General features: G+C 37.4%; 18 protein-coding genes. All 18 read left to right on the top strand.

Translation table 11 applies throughout. From position 1 onward, the window contains the following. The first annotated feature begins 236 nt into the window (after positions 1–236). The gene (gene tviB / locus FTT71_RS11285; protein ID WP_180160961.1) at positions 237–1514 is read left to right on the top strand and encodes a Vi polysaccharide biosynthesis UDP-N-acetylglucosamine C-6 dehydrogenase TviB; all 1278 of its coding nucleotides are present in this window, start codon (positions 237–239) and stop codon (positions 1512–1514) included. A 9-nt stretch (positions 1515–1523) separates the two neighbouring features. After that, on the top strand, positions 1524–2648 hold the full coding sequence (gene wecB / locus FTT71_RS11290) for a non-hydrolyzing UDP-N-acetylglucosamine 2-epimerase (protein WP_180160962.1): 1125 nt from the start codon (positions 1524–1526) through the stop codon (positions 2646–2648). 12 nt (positions 2649–2660) lie between these two features. After that, positions 2661–3920, top strand: a complete 1260-nt coding sequence (wecC, locus tag FTT71_RS11295) for a UDP-N-acetyl-D-mannosamine dehydrogenase (RefSeq protein ID WP_180160963.1) — start codon at positions 2661–2663, stop codon at positions 3918–3920. Between the two features lie 263 nt (positions 3921–4183). Then, positions 4184–5107: a hypothetical protein gene (locus FTT71_RS11300; RefSeq protein WP_180160964.1), complete on the top strand. Its 924-nt coding sequence runs from the start codon at positions 4184–4186 to the stop codon at positions 5105–5107. Between the two features lies 1 nt (position 5108). Beyond that, on the top strand, positions 5109–6278 hold the full coding sequence (locus FTT71_RS11305) for an EpsG family protein (protein ID WP_180160965.1): 1170 nt from the start codon (positions 5109–5111) through the stop codon (positions 6276–6278). Positions 6279–6298: 20 nt separating this feature from the next. Further along, entirely contained in the window at positions 6299–7435 is a 1137-nt protein-coding gene (locus FTT71_RS11310) for a glycosyltransferase (protein ID WP_180160966.1), read from the top strand. Between the two features lie 22 nt (positions 7436–7457). Continuing rightward, a complete protein-coding gene (locus FTT71_RS11315; RefSeq protein WP_180160967.1) occupies positions 7458–8798 on the top strand; it encodes a hypothetical protein in 1341 nt (446 codons plus the stop codon). Positions 8799–8821: 23 nt separating this feature from the next. Then, a complete protein-coding gene (locus FTT71_RS11320) occupies positions 8822–10957 on the top strand; it encodes a bi-domain-containing oxidoreductase (RefSeq protein WP_180160968.1) in 2136 nt (711 codons plus the stop codon). Between the two features lie 4 nt (positions 10958–10961). After that, the gene (locus FTT71_RS11325) at positions 10962–12608 is read left to right on the top strand and encodes a heparinase II/III family protein (protein WP_180160969.1); all 1647 of its coding nucleotides are present in this window, start codon (positions 10962–10964) and stop codon (positions 12606–12608) included. Then, positions 12605–13777, top strand: a complete 1173-nt coding sequence (locus tag FTT71_RS11330; protein WP_180160970.1) for a glycosyltransferase family 4 protein — start codon at positions 12605–12607, stop codon at positions 13775–13777. Before FTT71_RS11325 ends, FTT71_RS11330 begins: the two co-directional genes overlap by 4 nt. 16 nt (positions 13778–13793) lie before the next feature. Beyond that, complete coding sequence (locus tag FTT71_RS11335) at positions 13794–14747, top strand: NAD-dependent epimerase/dehydratase family protein (RefSeq protein WP_180160971.1); 954 nt, start codon at positions 13794–13796, stop codon at positions 14745–14747. A 14-nt stretch (positions 14748–14761) separates the two neighbouring features. After that, positions 14762–15772 carry a glycosyltransferase family 4 protein gene (locus FTT71_RS11340; protein ID WP_180160972.1) on the top strand — a complete coding sequence of 337 codons (1011 nt, stop codon included), beginning with the start codon at positions 14762–14764 and terminating at the stop codon, positions 15770–15772. After that, positions 15765–16289 (top strand): acetyltransferase, encoded by a 525-nt coding sequence (locus tag FTT71_RS11345; protein ID WP_180160973.1) that lies wholly within the window; start codon positions 15765–15767, stop codon positions 16287–16289. Before FTT71_RS11340 ends, FTT71_RS11345 begins: the two co-directional genes overlap by 8 nt. Before the next feature lie 45 nt (positions 16290–16334). Further along, positions 16335–18209, top strand: coding sequence for a nucleoside-diphosphate sugar epimerase/dehydratase (locus FTT71_RS11350; RefSeq protein ID WP_180160974.1), 1875 nt, complete (start codon positions 16335–16337; stop codon positions 18207–18209). An 88-nt stretch (positions 18210–18297) separates the two neighbouring features. Continuing rightward, positions 18298–19179, top strand: coding sequence for a UTP--glucose-1-phosphate uridylyltransferase GalU (galU, locus tag FTT71_RS11355; protein ID WP_180160975.1), 882 nt, complete (start codon positions 18298–18300; stop codon positions 19177–19179). 348 nt (positions 19180–19527) lie between these two features. After that, on the top strand, positions 19528–20796 hold the full coding sequence (locus tag FTT71_RS11360) for a nucleotide sugar dehydrogenase (RefSeq protein ID WP_180079765.1): 1269 nt from the start codon (positions 19528–19530) through the stop codon (positions 20794–20796). A 14-nt stretch (positions 20797–20810) separates the two neighbouring features. Then, positions 20811–22517, top strand: coding sequence for a glucose-6-phosphate isomerase (pgi, locus tag FTT71_RS11365; RefSeq protein ID WP_180160980.1), 1707 nt, complete (start codon positions 20811–20813; stop codon positions 22515–22517). Further along, positions 22510–23532 carry a UDP-glucose 4-epimerase GalE gene (galE, locus tag FTT71_RS11370; protein WP_180160976.1) on the top strand — a complete coding sequence of 341 codons (1023 nt, stop codon included), beginning with the start codon at positions 22510–22512 and terminating at the stop codon, positions 23530–23532. The genes pgi and galE overlap by 8 nt, the downstream gene beginning before the upstream one ends. Positions 23533–23601: the final 69 nt, after the last annotated feature.

Raw genomic sequence — 23601 nt, forward strand, 5'->3', positions numbered from 1 at the left:
CAATTTGTAACCATTTTGCATATTTGGCAGAATTTTAAAGTAGAAAAGAGAATTCTTAAAAAAATTATGAAGTTATTCTAAATAGAAAAAGTGAATACTCATAAAAATTATACATTGCAGTCTTTTTCACGTCATTTGAGCATAAATCTCAATAGAAATTTCATAAATTTCTGCTACTATCCCTGCCGAAAGATTCTTTCTTCATAAAATACAGATATAAATTTAAAGGCGCTCAAATGCTACAGCTTTCAGACCTAAAAATTGCCATTATTGGTTTAGGCTATGTCGGGTTACCCCTAGCGGTAGAATTTGGCAAGCAGCTGCCTGTTGTGGGTTTTGATATTCAGCAAAAACGCATACAAGAATTACAAAGTGGGCAAGATCACACTTTAGAAGTGTCTCCAGAAGAGCTTAAACAAGCAACACAACTGACTTATTCCGCTAATTTAGATGATTTGAATAGCTGCAATTTTTTTATTGTGACTGTTCCAACGCCAATTGATGAATTTAAACAACCTGATTTAACCCCACTTATTAAAGCCTCTACCAGTATAGGGAAAGTGCTTAAAAAAGGCGATGTAGTGGTGTACGAGTCTACAGTATACCCAGGTGCAACAGAAGAAGCTTGTATTCCAGTTTTGGAACAAGTGTCTGGATTAGAATTCAATCAAGATTTTTTTGCAGGCTATAGCCCAGAGCGGATTAACCCTGGCGATAAGCTGCACCGAGTGACCAATATTTTAAAAGTGACTTCGGGTTCTACCCCAGAGGTGGCAGATTTTGTGGATGCAGTTTATCAACTGATTGTGACTGCAGGTACGCATAAAGCACCGAGTATAAAAGTGGCTGAAGCCGCTAAGGTCATTGAAAATACCCAGCGTGATGTGAATATTGCTTTAATTAATGAATTGGCAGTTATTTTTAATAAGTTGGGTATAGATACTGAAGCTGTGTTGCAGGCTGCGGGAACCAAGTGGAATTTTTTACCTTTCCGCCCTGGTTTAGTCGGTGGGCACTGTATTGGGGTAGATCCATATTATTTAACCCATAAAGCACAGTCTTTAGGCTTGCATCCAGAAATTATTTTAGCGGCACGCCGTTTAAATGACCGTATGGGTGAATATGTTGCAACACAATTGATTAAAGAGATGGTGAAGCAGCGTATACAAGTGGTGGGTTCAAAAATTTTAGTGATGGGCTTAAGTTTTAAAGAAAACTGTCCAGATATTCGTAATACTAAAATTATTGATATGGTTCAGGCTTTAAAAGAATATGAGCTAGATTTAGATATTTATGACCCGTGGGTAGACCCGAAAGAAGTGGAACATGAATATGGTTTAGCCCCAATCAGTGCATTGCAGAATAATGAATATGACGCAATTATTTTAGCAGTTGCGCACGATCAGTTTAAACAAATGACAGCAGCAGATATACATGCTTTGGGTAAAACTAAGCATGTACTCTATGATTTAAAATATGCATTAAATAAACAAGATAGTTCAATTCGGTTATAGGGTAGTATTGTGAAAAAGAAAGTATTGCTGGTCTTCGGTACACGACCAGAAGCAATTAAAATGGCACCATTAGCTTTACAATTAAAACAACAGGAAGCAAGTTTTGAGACCAAAGTGTGCGTAACAGGTCAGCATAGACAAATGCTAGATCAGGTGCTGGAACTTTTTAACTTAACACCAGATTTTGACTTAAATCTAATGAAGCCAGGACAAACCTTGTCTGACATTACTTCTGGTGTATTGAAAGGCTTAGAGCAAGTTTTTGCTGAATGGACACCTGATGTGGTGTTGGTGCATGGCGATACTGCCACAACTTTTGCCGCCTCTTTAGCTGCATACTACCATAAAATTGCGGTTGGTCATGTAGAAGCAGGTTTGCGTACTGGCGATATTTATTCACCTTGGCCTGAAGAAGCAAATCGTAAACTTACGGGTGCGTTAACCACGTATCATTTTGCACCGACGCAATCTTCTTATAATAATTTAATTAAAGAAAATATAGACCCAAAAAATATTACCATTACAGGTAATACAGTTATTGATGCTTTGCTTACGGTAAAAGAAAAGGTTGAAACAGATCGGGCGGTTATTGCTCAGTTTGAGCAGCAATTTAACTTTTTAGATTCGACAAAAAAACTAATTTTGGTGACTGGTCACCGCCGAGAAAACTTTGGTCAGGGCTTTTTAAATATTTGTACAGCATTGGCAAATATTGCAAAACAGTATCCTGATGTGCAAATTGTATACCCTGTACACTTAAACCCAAATGTACAAAAGCCTGTGAATGAATTGCTATCGGGCATTTCTAATATTTATTTAATCGCACCGCAAGACTACTTACCTTTTGTGTATTTAATGAACCGCAGTTATTTGATTTTAACCGACTCTGGCGGTATTCAGGAAGAAGCCCCTTCTTTGGGTAAACCAGTATTGGTGATGAGAGATACAACCGAGCGCCCAGAAGCGGTAGAGGCGGGTACAGTCAAACTTGTAGGCACAGATGCAGCACTTATACAACAGTCTGTGATTGAGCTATTAGAAAATACAGACTTGTATCAAACGATGGCGGCAGCGCACAACCCGTATGGTGATGGTACCGCGAGTCAACAAATTATTCGTGCTTTAAATAAATAAATTGAGTAAAAAATGCAGAAGTTCAAACATATTTGTGTTATTGGTTTAGGTTATATTGGTTTGCCAACAGCGGCCACCTTTGCTGCGCATGGGGTAAAAGTTACAGGTGTAGATGTTAACCCACATGCGGTAGATTTAATTAATCAGGGTAAGGTTCATATTGTAGAACCAGATTTAGATGCTTTAGTGCGTGACGTTGTTGCACAACAAAAGCTTTCTGCACAATTAAGCCCTGTTGCTGCAGATGCTTATATTGTGGCTGTACCGACCCCTTTTAAAGATAAGCATGAACCAGACTTAAAATATATTGAATCTGCAGCGAAAGCGCTTGCATCACAGTTGGTGAAAGGGAATTTAGTTATTTTAGAATCTACTTCGCCTGTAGGTGCAACTGAGCAAATGGCTGCGTGGTTAAGTGAAGCACGTCCAGACTTGACTTTCCCGCAACAAGCTGGCGAGCAAGCCGATATTTTAATTGCTCACTGCCCAGAGCGTGTATTGCCTGGTAAGGTGCTGCAAGAGTTGATTAGTAATGACCGTATTGTGGGTGGAATGACACCTCGTTGTTCGCAAGCCGCAATTGATTTATACAAGGTTTTTGTAAAAGGCGATTGCATTGAAACCAATGCGCGCACGGCTGAAATGTGTAAATTGACTGAAAATTCATTCCGTGATGTGAATATTGCCTTTGCTAATGAGCTTTCTATTATTTGTGACAAGTTAGACATAAATGTATGGGAGTTGATTCAACTTGCTAACCGTCACCCACGCGTGAATATTTTACAGCCAGGTCCTGGTGTAGGCGGTCACTGTATTGCAGTTGATCCATGGTTTATTGTTTCGAAAACACCAGATCAGGCACGTTTAATTCGTACTGCACGTGAGGTGAATGACAGTAAACCGGAATGGGTGATTGATCAGGTGAAAATTAAGATTGCAGAGTTTTTGCAAGAAAACCCTGAAAAAACGATAAAAGATGTAACTGTAGCTTGTTATGGTTTGGCATTTAAGCCAGATATTGATGACTTGCGTGAAAGCCCTGCATTAAATATTACAAAAAAATTAGCAGAACAAGGGATAAATATTTTAGCAGTCGAGCCAAATATTAAGAAACTTCCTGCTGAGTTATCATCAAACGTGAAGTTAATCTTACTACATGAATATACACAAGCAGATATACATTTGATTTTAGTAGATCATAAAGAATTTAAAAAATATTTAAATTTTAGTTCAATTAATATTGTTGACACTAAAGGTATATTAGGGAAATGAAGGCTATATATTCTCTAGGTTATAGTTTGAGTGTAAAATTCTGTCTTTTTTTCTTAAACTATATTGCTATTAATTATATGTTGCTTAGTGAGTATGGGGAGTTTAGTTTACTTCACTCTACGATCAATAGTATACTAATTTTCAGTGGGCTAGGTCTATTATACTCATCTAATATTTTGACATCTAAATGGTTTCTTAAGAAACCTTATTTTGTAATAGAATATTTTAAGTTGTCTATATATTTAATATTGGGTTTGTCCTTAATGTTTTCTATATTGATGTCTTTTTTTTATGATAATATTTTTTTAATTTTTTTAATTATATTTTTTTTTAGTATTTCATTTTTATTGGATGGTTTTTTTTATGGTATATCTGAAATTAAGAGACTATTTGTTTTTGGGTGCTTTTCTTTAATATTTTCCATACCTTTGATTTACTATTTAGTTGTAAATTATAGCCTTAAAGGTGCTTTGATAGGTCTTATTTTTTCAAAAATTTTACTAATTATTTTTCAATTAAATTATTTTTATAAAAAAATATTGATGAATAAAAATATTATATTTAGGGTTAAATACTTAAAAGAGATTATATTGTTCTATAAAAAATATAATATACCTATGGTTATAAGTGGGCTTATAGCAACCCCTGTAATTACATTTTGTATGTATGTATTGTCCTCTCGTAAAGGAATGGAAGAGGTTGCTATATTTTCATGGTGCTATCAAATATATCTATTGGCAATGTTTATTCCGGTAGCTCTTGGTAGCTATTATTTATCTATGTTTAGTAAAATTAATTTAGATGATAAAAAGAAAAATATAGATAAAGTAACTCGATTTAATATATTAATATCTATATTGGCTTCTGTTGTAATGTTGTTTTTTTCAGAAATTATATTGAGTTTAGGGGGGGTGGGAAACTACTCTAATTCATTAGTAGTATTTTACTCTTTTATTGTTACGATGTTTTTCTATTCCTTAAACTTAGGTTATGTTAGTTTATGGTCATCTTTAGGTAAGAATAAATTTCAGTTGAAAATGCAATTTTTATGGGCTTTATCTTTAATAATCACTGTATTAGTATTGGTAGATAGTTTTGGGGCTATATCGATGCCGATTGGAATGAGTTTAGGTTTTTTATTTCAGTTTATAGTCCAAAGATATAAGTTTAAATCACTTATGGTGTAAAATGAAAAAAATATTATTTTTTATATTCTTAGCTCTTTTTTTGATTTTTTTACCAAAATTTTTTGTTTTTATATATTTATTAGTGAAATATTCTGTAGCTAAAATAGTTAATTCATATATGGAAAAAATAATTGATTTTCTAATCTTCTTTTATAGTGCAATTATTTTATCATATATGCTTGCTAATAGAGAGTATTATAAAGGTGAGGAGGTGGGTTTTGGTGATGATATGTATCACTATTATAATGCATTTGATTGGATTAAGAATGTAAGCTTTAGTGAATTTTTATCAAATTTTAATATAGTTACATCTTTAACTGGTTCTGGGGAGGTGGGTTTTTGGGTTATTGTTAAAATAATGAGTTACTTTATTAATGATAATTTTTATATCCATGTTTTTTTAACATTATTAGGTTTGTGTCTTATTTATATATCTGGGGAAATATGGAAGCGATGTGGTTTGTTGTTTTTCTTCTTTTATACTAATACAATTACTTTTTTTGCATATCAAGGATCAGCAATTAGGGCAGGGTTGGCTATAGGTTTTATTTTTATAGGTTTAGCTATTTTCCTAAAATATAAGAAAAATATTTATTTATTTATTTCTCCTTTAATTCATTTTAGTTCTATTCCTTTAATATTTATTATAATTTTAGGGAGGTTTAAAGAAATATCATTAGTTAATAAGATTAAATATTTTATTGTTTTTTTTCTAACACTAGCTATTTTAATTTATATATCAATTCAAACTCAAGATGGGGGATTAGGGTTTAAGTTATCAGCAAAATTAGCTTCAGAAAATGAAACTACAATTTCTGCAATTCTTCAGTTCTTTATAGAAGTATTTTTTGTTATATCAATTGTCTATTTCTTTTTTAAAGAAAAAGTTGATAGTAATTTATTAAGAATATGTGTATACTTTTTTATTTTTTCTATTTTAGTTTTACTGGTATCTGAATCTTCATTTTCTCGATTTTATCGATATGAATATATTATATTTATATTTATATTTTCATCTATTTTTATGAATATTAAAGGTTTTTTGTATAGATATATGGTTATTATATCTTCATTTTTATGGTTTATTTTTATAGGTTATACAAGATATTCTGGTGTTTTTGCAGAAGATTTTTTGGGATTTGTTGGTTATAGTATTTTAGATATTCTATAGAAATTATCATGAGCTAGTATATGAAGATATTGATTGATTGTAGTTTATTAACAATAGGTGGAGGTGTGCAAGTTGCATTAAGCTTATTGTTAAATATTGCTAAAGATAAACAGTTTCAATCTGTTGTTGTCGTAACGCATCAGATTGATCAGCAATTAACCGATAGTATAAAAAATTTATTCTATGCATATTATGTACTAGATAGTGTACCTATGTATCAAAAGTATAAGCAGGCTCATTTTTTTTCAAAGTTAGAAGAGAAATATACACCTGATTTAGTTTTTACAGTATTTGGACCTTCTATGTGGCGTCCTAAAGCACCCTGTCTTCAAGGTTTTGCATTAGGGTTAATGTTTTACCCTGAAGTTCAGGATATTTTAAACTATAGTTTGCTTAAAAAAATTAAAATTAAAATAATGTATTTTATTAAAAGGAATTTATTTCTAAAAAATTCTGATTATTATGTTGTTGAAACCTCTGTTGTTAAAAATAATTTAAAAAATCTTCTAAATCTGGAGAGTAATCATATTTTTGTTATTGAAAATAGTTACAATCCATATTTTGAAGAATATTTTAATAGAAAGATGAGTGTAAAAATTTCAAAGGATGAGTTTAATTTTTTGGTTCCTTCCTCTTACTATCCGCATAAAAACTTAGAAATTTTAGCAAATGTCGTAGATTTACTTTATATAAAGAATTTTAAAAATATCTATTTTAATTTTATGATAGAAGATAAATATTTTGAAGCACTTACTAGGTTGGTGGTTAATAAAAATGCCCGATATATGTTGAAAAATTTTGGCCCAATTACAAGCTCAAATTTACCTAAATATTATGCTGATTGTGATGCTGTAATTTTACCTACTTTAGCTGAATCTTCAACAAGTGCTTATCCAGAATCTTTTATTTCTAAAAAACCTCTCTTAACATCAGATCGTGACTTCTCAAGAGGCTTATGTGGAGAGGCTGCTTTATTTTTTGATCCTTTAGATGCTGAGGATATAGTAAACAAAGTGATTACTATATATCAAGATGAAAAACTTAGGGTTGCTATTGTTGAAAAAGGTGTTGATCAGCTTAGTAGAGTCTATATTTCGGCTGAAGAAAAATGGAAGAAACAAAAAAACCTTATACAAAATTTAATTGACTTAAATTAAATAGTTTTATCGAGATATTTTGATGAGTTATATTAATTACGCCAAGCAAAATCTTACCCGTATTCCTTATAGTTTAGGAAAGTATATTGCTCTTTTACCCTATGGTATACGTCCTGGTATGAGTACTATATATTCACTACGAAAAAATGAAATTTCAAATTTTAATGAGTTTAATTCTGAAAAATATAAAAAATTGATATTTGATAAGGTTAAACATATAAGTGTTTATGCTTATTCTAATATTGAATTTTATAGAAAGTTGTATAAAGCTTCTGGTGTCAATCCTGAAAAATTTTCTGATTTTAATGACTTATTTGAGTTGCCAATTATCAGTAAAGCTGAATTGCAAGCTGTTTCTATTGAAGAACGCTCAAATATAAAGCTAAAAAAATCTATTGCAAATACAGGTGGGAGTAGTGGGCAGCCTTTATCATTCTATATAGAACCAAGCTCTATACCACATGAGTGGGCACATATGCATACTATTTGGGCTAAATTAGGCTATAAGCAAAGCGATTTAAAAATTGTTTTTGGTGGGCGAGCTGACGTCAAAAATATTATGGAATATGATGCAGTACGTCATCAGTTGACTATTGATATTTATAAGAGCCCACAACAAATCGCAGATACCCTGTTAGTAAACTTTAAAAAATATAAGCCAAAATATTTACATGGTTATCCAAGTGCAATTTTTGACTTTGTTATTTGGCTCGATCTTAATAAACATCCCTTGTTACCTGTATTTAAACAATACATACAGGGAATGTTCTTAGGTTCAGAATTTCCATCCCCAGTCCTCAGAAAAAAAGTAGAGGAGTTACTTTCTTGTAGTTCAGTATCATGGTATGGACATACAGAAAGAGCGGTTCTGGCATACGAAAAAAATGAACAGTATACCTATAGCCCATTTATTTCTTATGGTTTTGCAGAAGCAATTCAGAATGAACAAGATGATTTTAGTTTAGTTTCAACCAGTTACTATAACTATGCTTCTCCTCTTATCCGTTATGATACTAGTGACTTGATTGAACCCAATATTCAAGATGGATTGCTTGTGGATTTTAAAATTAGCAGTGGGCGCAATGGTGAGTATGTACTAGATCGCCATTTAAATAAAATTTATTTAACTGCTTTAATTTTTGGCCGTCATCACTCAATTTTTGATTACGTGCAGCATGTGCAAGTGAAACAAATAGAAGCTGGTAAGGTTACATTTTATATTACTTCAAACCATAACTATTCCTATGAATTTTTAATAGATAAAATGGATTTAAGTAATGTAGATTTAGACTTCTCTTTTGAGGTTATTCAATCTCCTATTAAGACAGCTGCTGCAAAAGTCCCATTATTAATCAAAAATTAACTATAGAATTCCTGAGCAAACTTATGAAACAAATCCTTCAAGATATGGCAAAAGGCGGTACAACCGTAACCGAAGCACCAGTACCACAGTGCTCAAAAGGGCATTTACTTATTTCTACCACTACTTCGCTTATTTCTGCAGGTACAGAGCGTATGCTGGTCGGTTTTGGTAAAGCTTCTATGTTAGACAAAGCTCGCCAACAACCAGAAAAAGTAAAAATGGTACTTGAAAAAGTCCAGACAGATGGGTTGCTGACCACTTATGACGCAGTAAAGTCCAAACTGGCACAACCCTTACCACTTGGCTATTGTAATGTAGGTGTAGTTCATGAGGTTGGAGTAGGTGTAGAAGACTTTAAAGTCGGTGATCGTGTCGTTTCAAATGGTCCGCATGCAGACATGGTCAAAGTACCGAAAAACCTATGTGCAAAAATACCCGACAATGTAACCGATGAAGCAGCTTCTTTTACAGTTGTTGCGAGTATTGGTTTGCAAGGCATTCGTCTGGCACAACCAACCATAGGCGAAAGTTTTGTGGTTACGGGTGCAGGCTTAATTGGCTTACTCACCATTCAAATGCTAAGAGCAAATGGCTGCCGTGTATTGGCTATTGACTTTGACCAAAGCAAACTCGAACTTGCCAAACAGTTTGGTGCAGAAGTCTGTAACCCTGCCAAAGGTGAAGACCCTGTTGCTGCAGGTTTAGCATTTAGCCGTGGTGCAGGGGTAGATGGTGTTATTATTACTGCATCAACCAAAGTGAGTGATCCTGTTACACAAGCCGCGCGTATGAGCCGAAAACGTGGTCGTATTATTCTAGTTGGTGTAACAGGTTTAGAGTTAAATCGTGCAGACTTCTATGAAAAAGAACTGAGCTTTCAGGTGTCATGTTCTTATGGACCAGGTCGTTACGATGCCGCTTATGAAGAAAAAGGACAGGATTACCCGGTAGGATTTGTTCGCTGGACAGAACAGCGTAACTTTGTTGCAGTGTTGGATATGATGGCGGCAGGCACATTAAATGTAGATACCTTAATTACCCATCGTTTTGAATTTGAAGATGCGCCAAAAGCTTATGATGTTTTAACAGAAGATAAATCAGGTTTGGGTATCTTACTTAAATACAATTCTGCCGTAGAAACACGAACCGAAAAGAAAGTCATTTTAAAACCAATTCAAATTGATGCACAAAATGCTGTCGTTGGTTTTATTGGTGCAGGCAACTATGCTTCTCGTATTTTAATCCCTGCATTTAAAAAAGCGGCGTCACAACTGCATACCATTGTAACTTCTGGTGGTATCAATGGGGTGATTCATGGTGAAAAGGCAGGATTTGCAGAAGCATCGACAGATATAGATGCCTTATTAAGCAATCAAGATGTAAATACTGTAGCAATTGCAACACGACATAATAGCCATGCCTATTTTGTAGAAAAAGCGCTGTTAGCGGGTAAAAATGTTTTTGTAGAAAAGCCATTGGCGTTGACGGTAGAAGAAATAGAAAAAGTTGAACAAGCTTATAATCAAAATATAGAAAATAAACAATATGCCCGTGTCATGGTGGGCTTTAACCGTCGCTTTGCACCTCAAGTACAAAAAATGAAAGCCTTGCTAGACACGGTGAAAGAGCCTAAAAGCTTTATTATGACTATGAATGCAGGCGCAATACCTGCAGACCACTGGACACAGGATAATGCGGTAGGCGGTGGGCGTATTATTGGTGAAGCATGTCACTTCATAGATTTAATGCGCTTTTTAGCAGGTTCAAAAATTGTGTCTGTTCAAGCTAGACGTATGGGTGAAACTGATGCTGTACAAGTCCTTGAAGATAAAGCAAGCATTACTTTAGGTTTTGAAGATGGTTCATTTGGAACAATTTTCTACTTGGCGAACGGAGCATCAAGTTTTCCTAAAGAGCGAATAGAAGTCTTTGCTGCAGGTCGTGTATTACAACTTGACAACTTCCGTAAACTTAAAGGTTTTGGTTGGTCTGGCTTTAACAAAATGAATTTGTGGCGTCAGGACAAAGGACAAGATGCTTGTGCGGCTGCTTTTGTTGAGAGTATTCGTCAAGGCAAAGAGTCACCTATTCCAGCAGATGAAATTTTTGAAGTTGCACGTATGACCATTCAAGCTGCTGAAGTTTTGAGAGCACAGTAGTATTATGGATCTTAAAAAACTTATTCATACTATTAAGTATTTAAAATTTGTACAGTTGTATTATCGACTGTACTATATCTTATTAAAGCCTAAAGTGCAGAAAAAAGAGTTTTCTCTAAACCTAAGAGAAGTTAAGAAAAAATGGAATAATGTTATAGAGAAATCAATTTCTATGATTGGTGAAAAAGAGTTTTATTTTCTAAATAAAAAAGGAAAAGTAAATTCTAGTTTAGATTGGAATGCAAAAGAACAAGATAAGTTATGGCTTTATAATTTACATTATTTCGATGATCTCAATGCAAAAGAAGCATTAGAACGTCAAGTTTGGCATTATAGCTTGATTAATCAATGGATAGAACAGAACCCATATGCATTAGGTAATGCTTGGGAGCCTTATCCAACATCTTTAAGAATTGTAAATTGGATTAAATGGGCATTAGCTGGAAATAACCTAAATGCAGCTCAATTACAGTCGTTAGCTTTGCAAGCTGAACATTTATCTAAAAGTATTGAATGGCATATTTTAGCTAATCATCTTTTTGCTAATGCTAAGGCATTAATTTTTTCTGGATTATTTTTTAACTCTCAAGAGTCTAAGATATGGCTGCAGAAAGGTCTGAAAATATATCAAAAAGAAATACAGGAGCAAATATTAGCAGATGGTGGTAATTTTGAATTAACTCCAATGTATCATTCAATTTTTCTAGAAGACTTATTAGATATATATCAATTAATAAGCCTTTACTCTATGGATGAAAAGTTAGATAAAATTTATCTATCATCTGTCATAAAAAAGATGTTGGTCTGGTTAAGCCATATGTGTCATCCTGATGGTGATATTTCATTTTTTAATGATTCTACTTTAGGTGTTGCTCCAACCTTTAAAAGCTTAAAACGCTATGCAACTGCTTTGAATATTATAGATGATTATGAAGTAGCAAAAAAAACTGATGCTTATTTGGAAGAAAGCGGCTATATATCAATTTATGGTGATGACTATAAAATGATTGTAGATGTTGCAAAAGTTGGTCCCGATTATCAACCAGGCCATGCGCATGCAGATACATTGAGTTTTGAGTTGAGTATTGGAAAAGAACGTTTATTCGTAAACTCTGGTATTTCTCAGTATGGTTTAGGTGAGGAGCGAAACCGTCAGCGTAGTACTTCTGCACATAATACTGTAGTTATAAATAATATTGATTCTAGTGAGGTCTGGGCGGGGTTTAGAGTGGCGCGTAGAGCATATCCAAAATTAGAAACCCTGGAATTTAATGATAATGGTATAATTAATGGTTTTAAAGCTTCACATAATGGTTATTATAATTTAGGACTTAATATTTCCCACCAACGAAGTTGGATGTTTAATAAGCAAAATTTGATTATATCTGATTTGATTCTAGGAGAGTATGAAAATGCAGAGGCAAAATTTCATTTACATCCAAATGTTAAAATTACATCTTTAAATGATAATAAGTTAAATTTTGAATTAGATGAATACAAAGGTGAAATAAGTTTCAGTACGGACTCGGAGTTAAATATTGTAAAAGGTACGTGGCATCCTGAGTTTGGAAAAAAAATAGAAAATCAATGTGTAAGTGTGAATATTTTAAAAGGGATATTAGAAACAACTATTTCGTGGAGTCGTAAATGAATTTACTGATCATAAGTTTTTTCTATAAACCTGACTTGTCTGCAGGTTCATTTAGGACTACAGCATTGGTAGAGAGTATCGAACAGAAATATCCCTCAGCTACAATCGATATTATCTCAACTTTACCTAACCGTTATAACGACTTTTCTGAAGATTGTAAAAGAATTGAGTATAATGGAAATGTGACAATTTACAGAGCAGATGTTAGTACAAAATTTTCTGGAATATTAGGTCAAATTATTAGCTTTATGCTATTTTTTTTATTCGCATTTAAATTAGTTGTTGGAAAAAAATATGATCTAGTTTATGCAACATCTTCACGGTTAATGACTGCTTTTTTAGGTGCTTTAGTTGCGACAATAAAAAGAGCTCCTTTATATTTAGATATACGGGATATTTTTATTGATACAGTAGAAGATGTTTTTCCAAAAAAAATGACAGTTTTAGTTTTGCCGATACTTTCAGTAATTGAAAAATTTACTATTACTAAGGCGAATAAGGTAAATCTGGTTTCAAGAGGATTCTTACCATATTTTGAAAGTAAATTTAAAAATATACCGTATAGCTTTTATACAAATGGAATTGACTCAATATTTTTAAATAAAATAGAAAAACAATCACCTAATATAGATAAGGATAAACCTTTATCTGTTGTATATGCTGGAAATTTTGGTGATGGGCAAGGTCTACATAAAATTATACCACTCTTAGCAAAACAGCTTGAAAATAAAGTGGTTTTTCAATTGATTGGCAATGGTGGGAGAAAAAAAGAACTAGAAGAGCAATTAGAGAAATTAAATGTAAATAATGTAGAAATTATTGCACCTGTAAATAGAGTTGAATTGTTAAAATTTTATGAAAATGCTGATGTTCTATTTTTACATTTAAATGACTATGATGCTTTTAAGAAAGTAATTCCATCAAAAATTTTTGAATATGCTTGTTATAATAAGCCAATTTGGGGTGGGTTGTCTGGATATGTTGTCGACTTTTTAAATGATAGTATGCATGGGGCATATATCTTTGAACCTTGTAATGCGGATGAAGCCATAAAAGCATTTAATAATATAGATTATGCCATTAAGCCTCGTGAAAAGTTTATTCATTTATATACACGGAGTAATATTATGAATAATTTAGCTGACGATGTTATGGCGTTAATTAAATAACTTCAGGAATAAATTTATGCCTTTTGTTTCACATACTTTAATCACAGGCAGTAACGGTTTCTTAGGTCAATATTTATCGCAATTTTTGGCTGAAAAAGGCGTTTCAGTTTTAGCGCATACACGTAAAGCCCAAACATTTGATAATCCAAATATTAGCAATATTAATTTTGACCTAAATGACAATTTAGACAATATTGATTTAAGCGAGGTTGAGGTTATTATTCACTGTGCAGGTCGTGCGCATGTAATGCATGAAACTGCAGCATCACCACTTGAAGCATACCGCCAAACCAATGTACAAGGCACATTAAACCTTGCACAAAAAGCAGTACAAAGTGGCGTTAAACGCTTTATTTACTTAAGCAGTATTAAAGTGAATGGTGAACAAACTACTACGCAAGCCTTTCACCCCAATGATGATGTCCACACAGATGACCCGTATGGCCTATCTAAATATGAAGCAGAACAAGCCTTACTTGAGCTATCTCAACGTACAGGTTTAGAAGTTGTTATTATTCGTCCAGTCCTCATTTATGGGCCTAATGTAAAAGCCAACTTTAAAAGTATGGTGAACTTGGCAACTAAAAAATTGCCTTTACCTATTGGTTGCTTAAACAATAAACGCAGTATGGTGAGTGTCTATAACTTGGCTGACCTGATTCATACTTGTATGACTCATCCAAATGCCAACCGTGAAGTATTTTTAGCCAGTGATCAGGATGACATTTCAGTCAAACAACTATTTGAAAAATTAGCAAAATACCAAAATAACCAATTATTAATGTTACCTATACCGAAAAGCTTGATCAGTTTTCTTGCAAGCTTGGTGGGGAAAAAAGCAGTGGCTTCACGTTTATGTTCAGAACTGGTGGTAGATACCACTAAAAATACACAACTTTTAGGTTGGACAGCACCGTATAATGTCGATACAAGCCTAGAAAAAATGTTTAACACAGCGCATCAAAACTGAGCCTAGTCACAAATATGTCCATGCTATCCCTTTTTATTTTCTTTTTACTTGCGTTTGCGATGACCTATTTTATGCGCGCCTACGCCTTAAAGAAAAATATAATAGACAACCCCAATGAACGAAGCTCCCACAGTGTACCCACGCCACGTGGAGGTGGTGTTGCGGTGGTGTGTAGTTACTTGTTGGCGCTGGCGGTGCTGATATATAGCCAACAATTGACCGTACATATTGGCTTAACTCTTATGGCAGCAGGTTTTGTCATCGCTTTACTTGGTTTTTTAGATGACCATGGACATATTAACTCCATGCTGCGTTTAGCCGTACATTTCTTGGTGGCCATTGGAGTGGTGATCAGTTTGGGTGGCTTTAGCGAAGTTACAGCTTTTAATGGTCTGCAACTCGGCTTTATAGCCAATATCATTGCGGTACTATTTTTGGTGTGGTTGTTGAATCTGTACAACTTTATGGATGGCATCAACGGCATTGCCAGTGTCGAAGCAATCACCACTGTAGCCAGTATGGCAATTTTGTATTATGTACTCAATATCACATTAAACTCAGACATATTGTGGTTATTGGCAGCCTGTGTATTTGGCTTTTTACTGTGGAACTTTCCCAAGGCTAAAATTTTCATGGGCGATGCCTGTAGCGGATTTCTCGGCCTCACTTTGGGTATTTTGGCGCTCATCGCCCTCAAAGAAAACTTGGCACTGTTTTGTGCGTGGATCATTTGCTTAGGTGTGTTTGTGGTCGATGCGACTTATACCTTAATAAAACGCGTATTGAGCGGCTATAAAATGTATGATGCACATCGAAGCCATAGCTATCAAATTTTATCACGTAAATGCGGGAGTCATACCCCCGTGACGTTGGCAGTTGCCGCAATTAATCTATTGTGGTTATTTCCTATCGCTTATATGACGGTTACACAAGCATGGGCGTACCCTGAACTGGCAGTACTGATTGCCTATATACCATTGTTAATTGTGGCTATAAAATTCAAGGCAGGTCATCCAGATGCTTAAACCCAGCTTGTTAATTTTAGGTGCAGGTGGATACGGTTTGGCTGTTGCAGAAGCTGCAGAACTTAGCGGACAATGGCAAGAGATTATGTTTGCCGATGACCGTTGGCCTGAAACACAGCATGTAGATAGCTATAATATTGTGACAAATATTGCCAGTTTAAATCAGCTGGAGATTACGCATCTTCAAGCGATTGTGGCTGTAGGCAATAATGCCTTACGTCAACAATGGCAACAGACCTTGCGAGCCTTGGGTATAGAATTGACATCGGTTATTCATCCACACAGCATGATTAGTCCAACCGCTCAAATCGGTTTAGGGGTCAGTGTGATGGCAGGGTGTGTAATTAGTCGTAAAACTGTGATCAACGATGGTGTAATTTTAAATATTGGTACATTATTAGATCATGATGTGGTCATTGAGCAATTTGCCCATTTAAGCGTGGGGGTAAAAGTCGCAGGTGGTCAAACTATCGCCGCACATTCATTTTTAGAGGTTGGAACCTGTATTCTGCATTAAAGTAATACGGTGTTTTAAAATTCAAATATTAATAATTGTATATTTATGAAATCCATTATCGAACCTGCTGTAGAATCCCCCCGCTTAGTCAAACTTGCATTTTTAATGGTGCTGGACTTTTGTGTATTTCCTGTCTTGCTATGGCTATGTTATGCCATCCGCCAGTTTGATTTAGGCGCAGAAGTGGTGCCCAACTTAGCTTTTGGTTCGGTATGGGCAAGTGTGATTGCCGTTGTATCGCTGTTTATTTTTGGGGTATATCGCTTTATTGTGCGCACCTACAGCGAACTGTTTATGGTTAAACTGGGGTTAGGTACCTCTTTGACTGTGGCAGGGTTGTATGCGTTGGCTTACTTTACCGATGCCTTTATCCCCACCTCTATTCCGCTCATGTTCGGATTTCTCATGTTCGCATGGGTTTGGTTTAGCCGCGGTTTTATTCGCTTTATCGTGCGTTCTTATTTACAAGCCGATGTACAAAAAAAACGTGTGGCGATTTATGGTGCAGGCAATGCAGGACAGCAAATTGCAGGAGCATTATACAATTCCGATGAACACTTACCCGTATTATTTATAGATGATGATCCCTCACTCACTGGGCAGCAGTTGGGCCGTTTAAAAGTCTATGATGCAGAAACAGCATTAAAAGTCATGCCGAAAAAGCATATTGATGAAATTTTGATTGCACTGCCTTCTGTCGGGCGGATGCGTAAAAGCGAGATCGTCAAATTCTTAGAGCCAGCACATATTAAAATTACCGAAATTCCAGGATTAACCAAACTGGTCGATGGTGAAATTCGCGTATCGGATATTCAGGAAGTCGATATTATTGACTTGCTCGGGCGTGACCCTGTGCCGCCAGTACCCGAACTGTTGGCTAAAAATATTCAAGACAAAATGGTCTTGGTTACAGGGGCGGGGGGGTCCATTGGTTCTGAATTGTGTCGTCAAATTGTCAAAAACAAACCCAAAGCCTTGGTAATTTATGAACTGACCGAATTTGCGTTGTACAGCATTGACAAAGAATTACGCTTAAATAGCGATGTCACGATTATCCCGATTTTAGGTTCAGTGCTCGATCAGGCCAAACTAGAGCGAGTGATGGAACAGTATAGGGTTCAAACCGTGTACCATGCGGCTGCTTACAAACACGTGCCCTTGGTGGAATGTAACCCATTGGCAGGTTTGAAAAACAACGCCATTGGTACGGCATTTAGCTTAAATGCAGCGGTCAAAACAGGTGTGGAAACATTTGTACTCATTTCTACCGATAAAGCCGTGCGTCCAACCAATGTCATGGGGGCGTCTAAACGTATGGCAGAATTGTATTGTCAGGCGATGGCAGACGCGCAAGATCAGACCCAAATTAGCATTGTCCGCTTTGGGAATGTCTTGGGTTCATCGGGTTCGGTGGTGCCGTTGTTTAAACAGCAAATTGCCAAAGGTGGGCCCATTACCGTGACTCATCCTGAAGTCACCCGTTACTTTATGACCATTCCAGAGGCCTCGCAATTGGTGATTCAGGCGGGTGCTTTGGGTCAGGGTGGTGATGTATTCCTGCTGGATATGGGTGAACCTGTACGCATTCAGGATTTAGCCCGTCAAATGATTGCACTGAGTGGTTTAAAAGTACGAGAAACAGGCAGTCAGGAAGGGGATATTGAAATTCAATATTCAGGCTTACGCCCAGGCGAAAAACTTTACGAAGAATTGTTGATTGATGCCGATAATACCGAAGTGACCCAGCACAGTCGTATTTTACGTTCTTATGAAAAAATGTATCCGTTGGATGAATTACTGATGGTGTTTGAGCGTATGCATGACTTAACCGCAATTCAAAGTGATATCGACTGGGCTTTAGCACAGCTTGAACACTATGTGGATGGTTATGCCCGTGGTACAGAAATTAAGGTGAACTAAATTTCAAAAACTAAGTTGAAGTAAGTCAGTTCAACTTGCTGATGAGTAAAATTTAACTAAAAAATTTGTGTGAAATTAGGCATCTGAGATGATTAAAAAAGCCATTTTACCCGTTGCTGGTTTAGGCACCCGCTTTTTACCTGCCAGTAAAGCCATTCCCAAAGAAATGGTCACGGTGGTCGATCGTCCTGCGATTGAATATGTAGTACGGGAGGCAGTTGCAGCAGGGATTGAGCAAATTATTTTGGTGACCCATTCCTCTAAAGCCTCCATTGAAAACTACTTTGACCGTAACTTTGAGCTAGAAACCACATTAGCACAAAAACAAAAACTGGATTTGCTCAAAGAAATTACCGAAATTTTACCTGCACATGTCAGTGTCGTGAGTGTACGTCAGCCACAACCTTTAGGCTTAGGGCATGCGGTTTTATGTGCTAAATCTGTAGTGGGCAATGATGCCTTTGCCGTATTGTTACCCGATGTATTGGTTAAAGATGATGCTGCACAAAATGACTTGGCACGCATGATTCAGCGTTTTGAGCAATCTCAGGCTGCACAAATTATGGTTGAAGCAGTACCAGATCATCTGGTCGATCAATACGGTATTGTCGATGTAGCTGCAGCACCTGCTGAAGGTGAAAGTACAGTGATGCAGGGCATTGTCGAAAAACCCGCAGTAGGCACGGCACCTTCTAATTTATCGGTGGTGGGGCGTTATGTCTTGCCTGCAGAAATTATGACTTTGCTCGAAAACACCCCTAAAGGGGCAGGTAATGAAATTCAATTGACCGATGCGATTGCCATGTTGCAACAAAATAGTGTGGTGGAAGCTTACCGTATGCAAGGTCAGACTTTTGACTGTGGCAGTAAGTTGGGTTACTTAAAAGCAGTGTTGCATTATGGGCTCGATCATCCAAAACTAGGTGATGATTTTAAAGCCTTGATTCAAGAGTTAAAGATTGAATCTTAAAGGTGATTAAGGGGGGGAGATTAGAAAATCTCTCCTAGCCTCCCTTCTTACGCAAGAATTTAAAGCAGTGCTTAAACTCTTGCTCAGGGAGGAACATCCCATTACAAAGCCCTTGCTTGTGCGAACCTCCCCCTTTTCAAAGGGGGATTGAGGGGGATTGAGGGGGATTAAAAAAAGGAGAGCCAAATATGGTGAAAACTTCCAATGTTGAAAATCCCTCCTAGCCTCCCTTTAAAAAGGGAGGAACAGTAGGAAAGGATGAAATGTAAAAATCTTTCCTAATCTCTCTTGAATCAAGAGAGTAACCCCATGAAATAAACAGCATCAAACAATACATAGGAACACATTTTGAAAGTCGCAGTCTTTGGAAAAACCCTCTATGCAGGCGTGATGTCTGCACTTTTGGCAGAATGTGGGCATCAAGTCTATTGGTGCGATATCTTTCAGGATGCTGCCCATCCACTCGAACAGCAACATCTCAGCTTTCAAGACCAAGCCTTGAGCCTGTTATTACAACAACAATGCAGTAAGGGCTTTTTACACTATTGTGATTTTGCTGCATTGCCTTTAGATGTGGATGTGTATCTACTCAGTTTGAACCCCACTGAAGAAGCTCACGCCTTAACTGTTTTGCGGCAGTTGCAACAACGTCCGATCATTCACCCTAAACTGATGATCAATGCCTCGACTTTGGGCTTAAATGGCACACAGCGCCTGCAAAAAATCTTGCCACAAGATGACTGGATTTATTTGCCCGACATGATTCAAGAGGGCAATGCCATTCAAAGTATGACCCGCGCACAGCAACTCACGGTGGGTTGTGAAAATGAACGTGCGCAAGTCAAACTCAAAGAATTACTCCGCCCCTTATTTCCACGTGCACAGCAATATCTTTTTATGCCCGTGTTGGATGCAGAATTTACCAAACTGAGTATTTCAGGCATGTTGGCGACTCGTATCAGTTATATCAATGACTTGGCAGTGGTGGCAGAAAAACTCGGGATTGATATTGAACATGTGCGACAGGGTATGGCGGCAGATAGCCGTATTGGTGCATCTTATATGTATCCTGGTGCGGGGTTTGGTGGTGAAAACTTTAGTCATGATATTCAGACTCTGGCCAGTACCGTCTCCACCACAGGGGTGAAAAGTCAGCTGTTGGCGCAGGTCTGGGACATTAACGAGCAACAAAAAGAACTCTTGTTTAGAAAGCTTTGGAATTATTATCAGGGCGATTTAAACGGTAAAACCGTGGCGATTTGGGGCGCAGCTTTTAAAGAAAATACTGCACGGGTGCAACATTCTCCCATTCATGTGATGTTGCCTGCGTTGTGGGCGCAGGGTGTGACGGTCAAATTGCATGACCCACAAGCCTTGCCTGAAATTGTGGCACAGTATGGTCAGCGTGATGATCTGATTTTATGCGCAGAACAATATCAAGCGGTGGAGGGGGCATCGGCATTATGTGTGTTGACTGCGTGGAAACAATATTGGAGTTTGGATTATCCAACTTTGTTGCAGCAGATGCAGCATCCGCTGATTTTGGATGGTCGTAATATTTATGATCCTGAATTTGTGAAGGCACAAGGTTTTGCTTATATGGGAGTGGGGCGCTAATGATTCGTAGCACAATGCCACAGACGCAAAGCTCGATTTCCCCAAATGACAATGTCTTGCCGCAGTTACAACAATTGCAGCAGCAGTTTCAGCAGCTGCATTTAAATCAGCTGTTTGCTCAAGATCCGCAGCGTTTTCAGCGTTTCTCGCTGGCTTTGGACAGTGTGCTGTTTGACTATAGCAAGCATCGGATTGATGCCAAGGTGTTGCAGACCCTGGTTCAGTTTGCACAGCAGAGTCAGCTTGCTGAGTGGATTCAACGTTTATTTTCAACGGCAACAGGCTCAGAGAAAATCAACTATACCGAACAGCGCGATGCGATGCATTGGGCCTTGCGTTTGCCTGCGACTAGCTCAGCATCAAGTGCTTCCGAACAGACCGATGCCTACGCTGCATTGACTGAGCAAGTCCATACCCAGCTTGAGCGTATGTATGCCTTGGTGGAAAAAATCCATGCAGGCCAATACCGTGGTGCCACGGGTGAAGTGATTCAGGATGTGGTCAATATTGGTGTGGGTGGCTCAGATTTAGGCCCGTTGATGGTGACCCAAGCCTTATCTGATTTTAAAGTGGCAACTGAAAAACCATTGAATGTACATTTTGTGTCCACCATGGATGGCAGCCAGCTATCTGAATTGCTGCATCGTCTGCGTCCTGAGACCACTTTATTTATTATTTCGTCCAAGTCTTTTGGCACCATTGATACCTTATCCAATGCACAAACGGTGAAACAATGGCTAGAAAAGGCCTTGGGTACACATGCGCAAATTCTGAAACATCACTTTATTGGGGTATCCACCAAAGCAGATAAAATGACTGCTTGGGGCATTTGTCCTGAAAATCAGCTCTTACTTTGGGATTGGGTCGGTGGTCGCTATTCGTTATGGTCGTGTATTGGCTTACCGATTGCCCTGACCATTGGCGTTGCGGGTTTTCAGCGGTTTTTAGCAGGTGCACATGCGGTTGATCAGCATTTTCAAAATGCTGCATTTGATCAGAACATCCCAGTGCTGATGGGCTTGCTGGGGGTGTGGAATAATAACTTCCTGAATATTCAGACTCATGCGGTCTTGCCTTATGATGGACGTTTAAAATACTTCGCTTCGTATTTACAGCAATTAGAAATGGAATCCAATGGCAAGTCGATTCAGCGTAATGGCGAGGCGGTGAGCGTCGATACTTGCCCGATTGTTTGGGGTGAGGTTGGGCCGAATGCACAGCATGCGTTCTATCAATTGTTGCACCAAGGGACACATGCGGTCAGCTGTGATTTTATTGCCCCTGTGCAGCGTTATAATGCCAATCAATTTACCTATGCGGAAAATGCTGAGGCTTTGGTAGAGCAACATCATTTGGCCTTGTCTAACTGCTTGGCGCAGTCGCGGCTTTTGGCCTTTGGTAATCAGGCTTTAGATCAGCAGGAATTAGATGGCTTAGCTGCGTATAAGCAGTACAGTGGTAATCAGCCAAGTAGCAGTATTTTATTGCAAGAACTCGATCCGTATAGCTTGGGCATGTTGATTGCTCTATATGAACATAAAGTCTTTGTGCAATCGGTGCTGTGGAATATCAATCCTTTTGACCAATGGGGCGTAGAAAAAGGCAAGGAAATTGCTAATCAGCTCTTGCCTATTTTAAATGGGCAGCAAAAGGACTTATCGGCACTCGATGCATCGACCCAAGGTTTATTAAAAATTTTATTAGGAAAAATAGATGGCTAATATTTTAGTAACAGGCGGTGCGGGCTATATCGGTTCACATACCTGTGTTGAGTTGCTGAATGCAGGGCACAGCGTGGTGGTGCTAGATAATTTATCTAATAGCTCGGCAGAGTCATTGGCGCGGGTACAGCAACTGACGGGCAAAACCTTGCAGTTTATTCAGGGTGATATTCGTGATGCTGCTACTTTGGATGCTGTGTTTGCTGCACATCAAATTAATGCAGTGATTCATTTCGCAGGACTCAAAGCAGTGGGAGAAAGCCAACAAACTCCACTGAGCTATTTTGATAACAATATTGCGGGTTCAATTAGCTTGATCCAGGCGATGCAACGCGCGCATGTGTTTAAACTGGTGTTTAGTTCATCGGCTACAGTATATGATGAAGCCAATATTTCGCCGTTACATGAAGAGATGCCAACGGGTATGCCAAGCAATAACTATGGCTATACCAAACTGATTGTGGAACAGCTTTTACAAAAAGCAGCCCTTGCCGATGCACGTTGGTCGATTGCGCTATTGCGTTATTTTAACCCTGTGGGGGCGCATAAAAGTGGCTGCATAGGTGAAGACCCACAAGGTATTCCAAATAATTTAATGCCTTATGTCACCCAAGTGGCGGTGGGACGTCGTGAAAAACTGTCAATTTTTGGGCAGGATTATGCCACACCCGATGGTACTGGTGTGCGCGATTATATTCATGTGGTCGATTTGGCCAGCGCGCATTTATGTGCTTTGAATAACCGTTTGACTGCCCAGGGTTGCCGTGCTTGGAATATTGGTACGGGTAATGGAATTTCGGTGCTGCAAGTGAAGAATACTTTTGAACAGGTCAATGGTGTGCAGATTCCATTTGAGTTTGCACCACGTCGTGAAGGCGATGTGGCGACCTCTTTTGCAGATAATAGCCGCGCCTTGCAAGAACTGGGCTGGACACCACAATATGGCCTAGAAGATATGTTGGCTGATAGTTGGAACTGGCAAAAGCAGAATCCGAATGGTTATCGTCAAAATTAATCATTCTAGCCATACACTCAGCCACAAGGTTTAGAGCATAAAAATGGGAGTCAGTTTTGACTCCCATTG

This window comes from Acinetobacter sp. YH01004, from assembly GCF_013420455.1.
Lineage (GTDB): Bacteria > Pseudomonadota > Gammaproteobacteria > Pseudomonadales > Moraxellaceae > Acinetobacter > Acinetobacter towneri.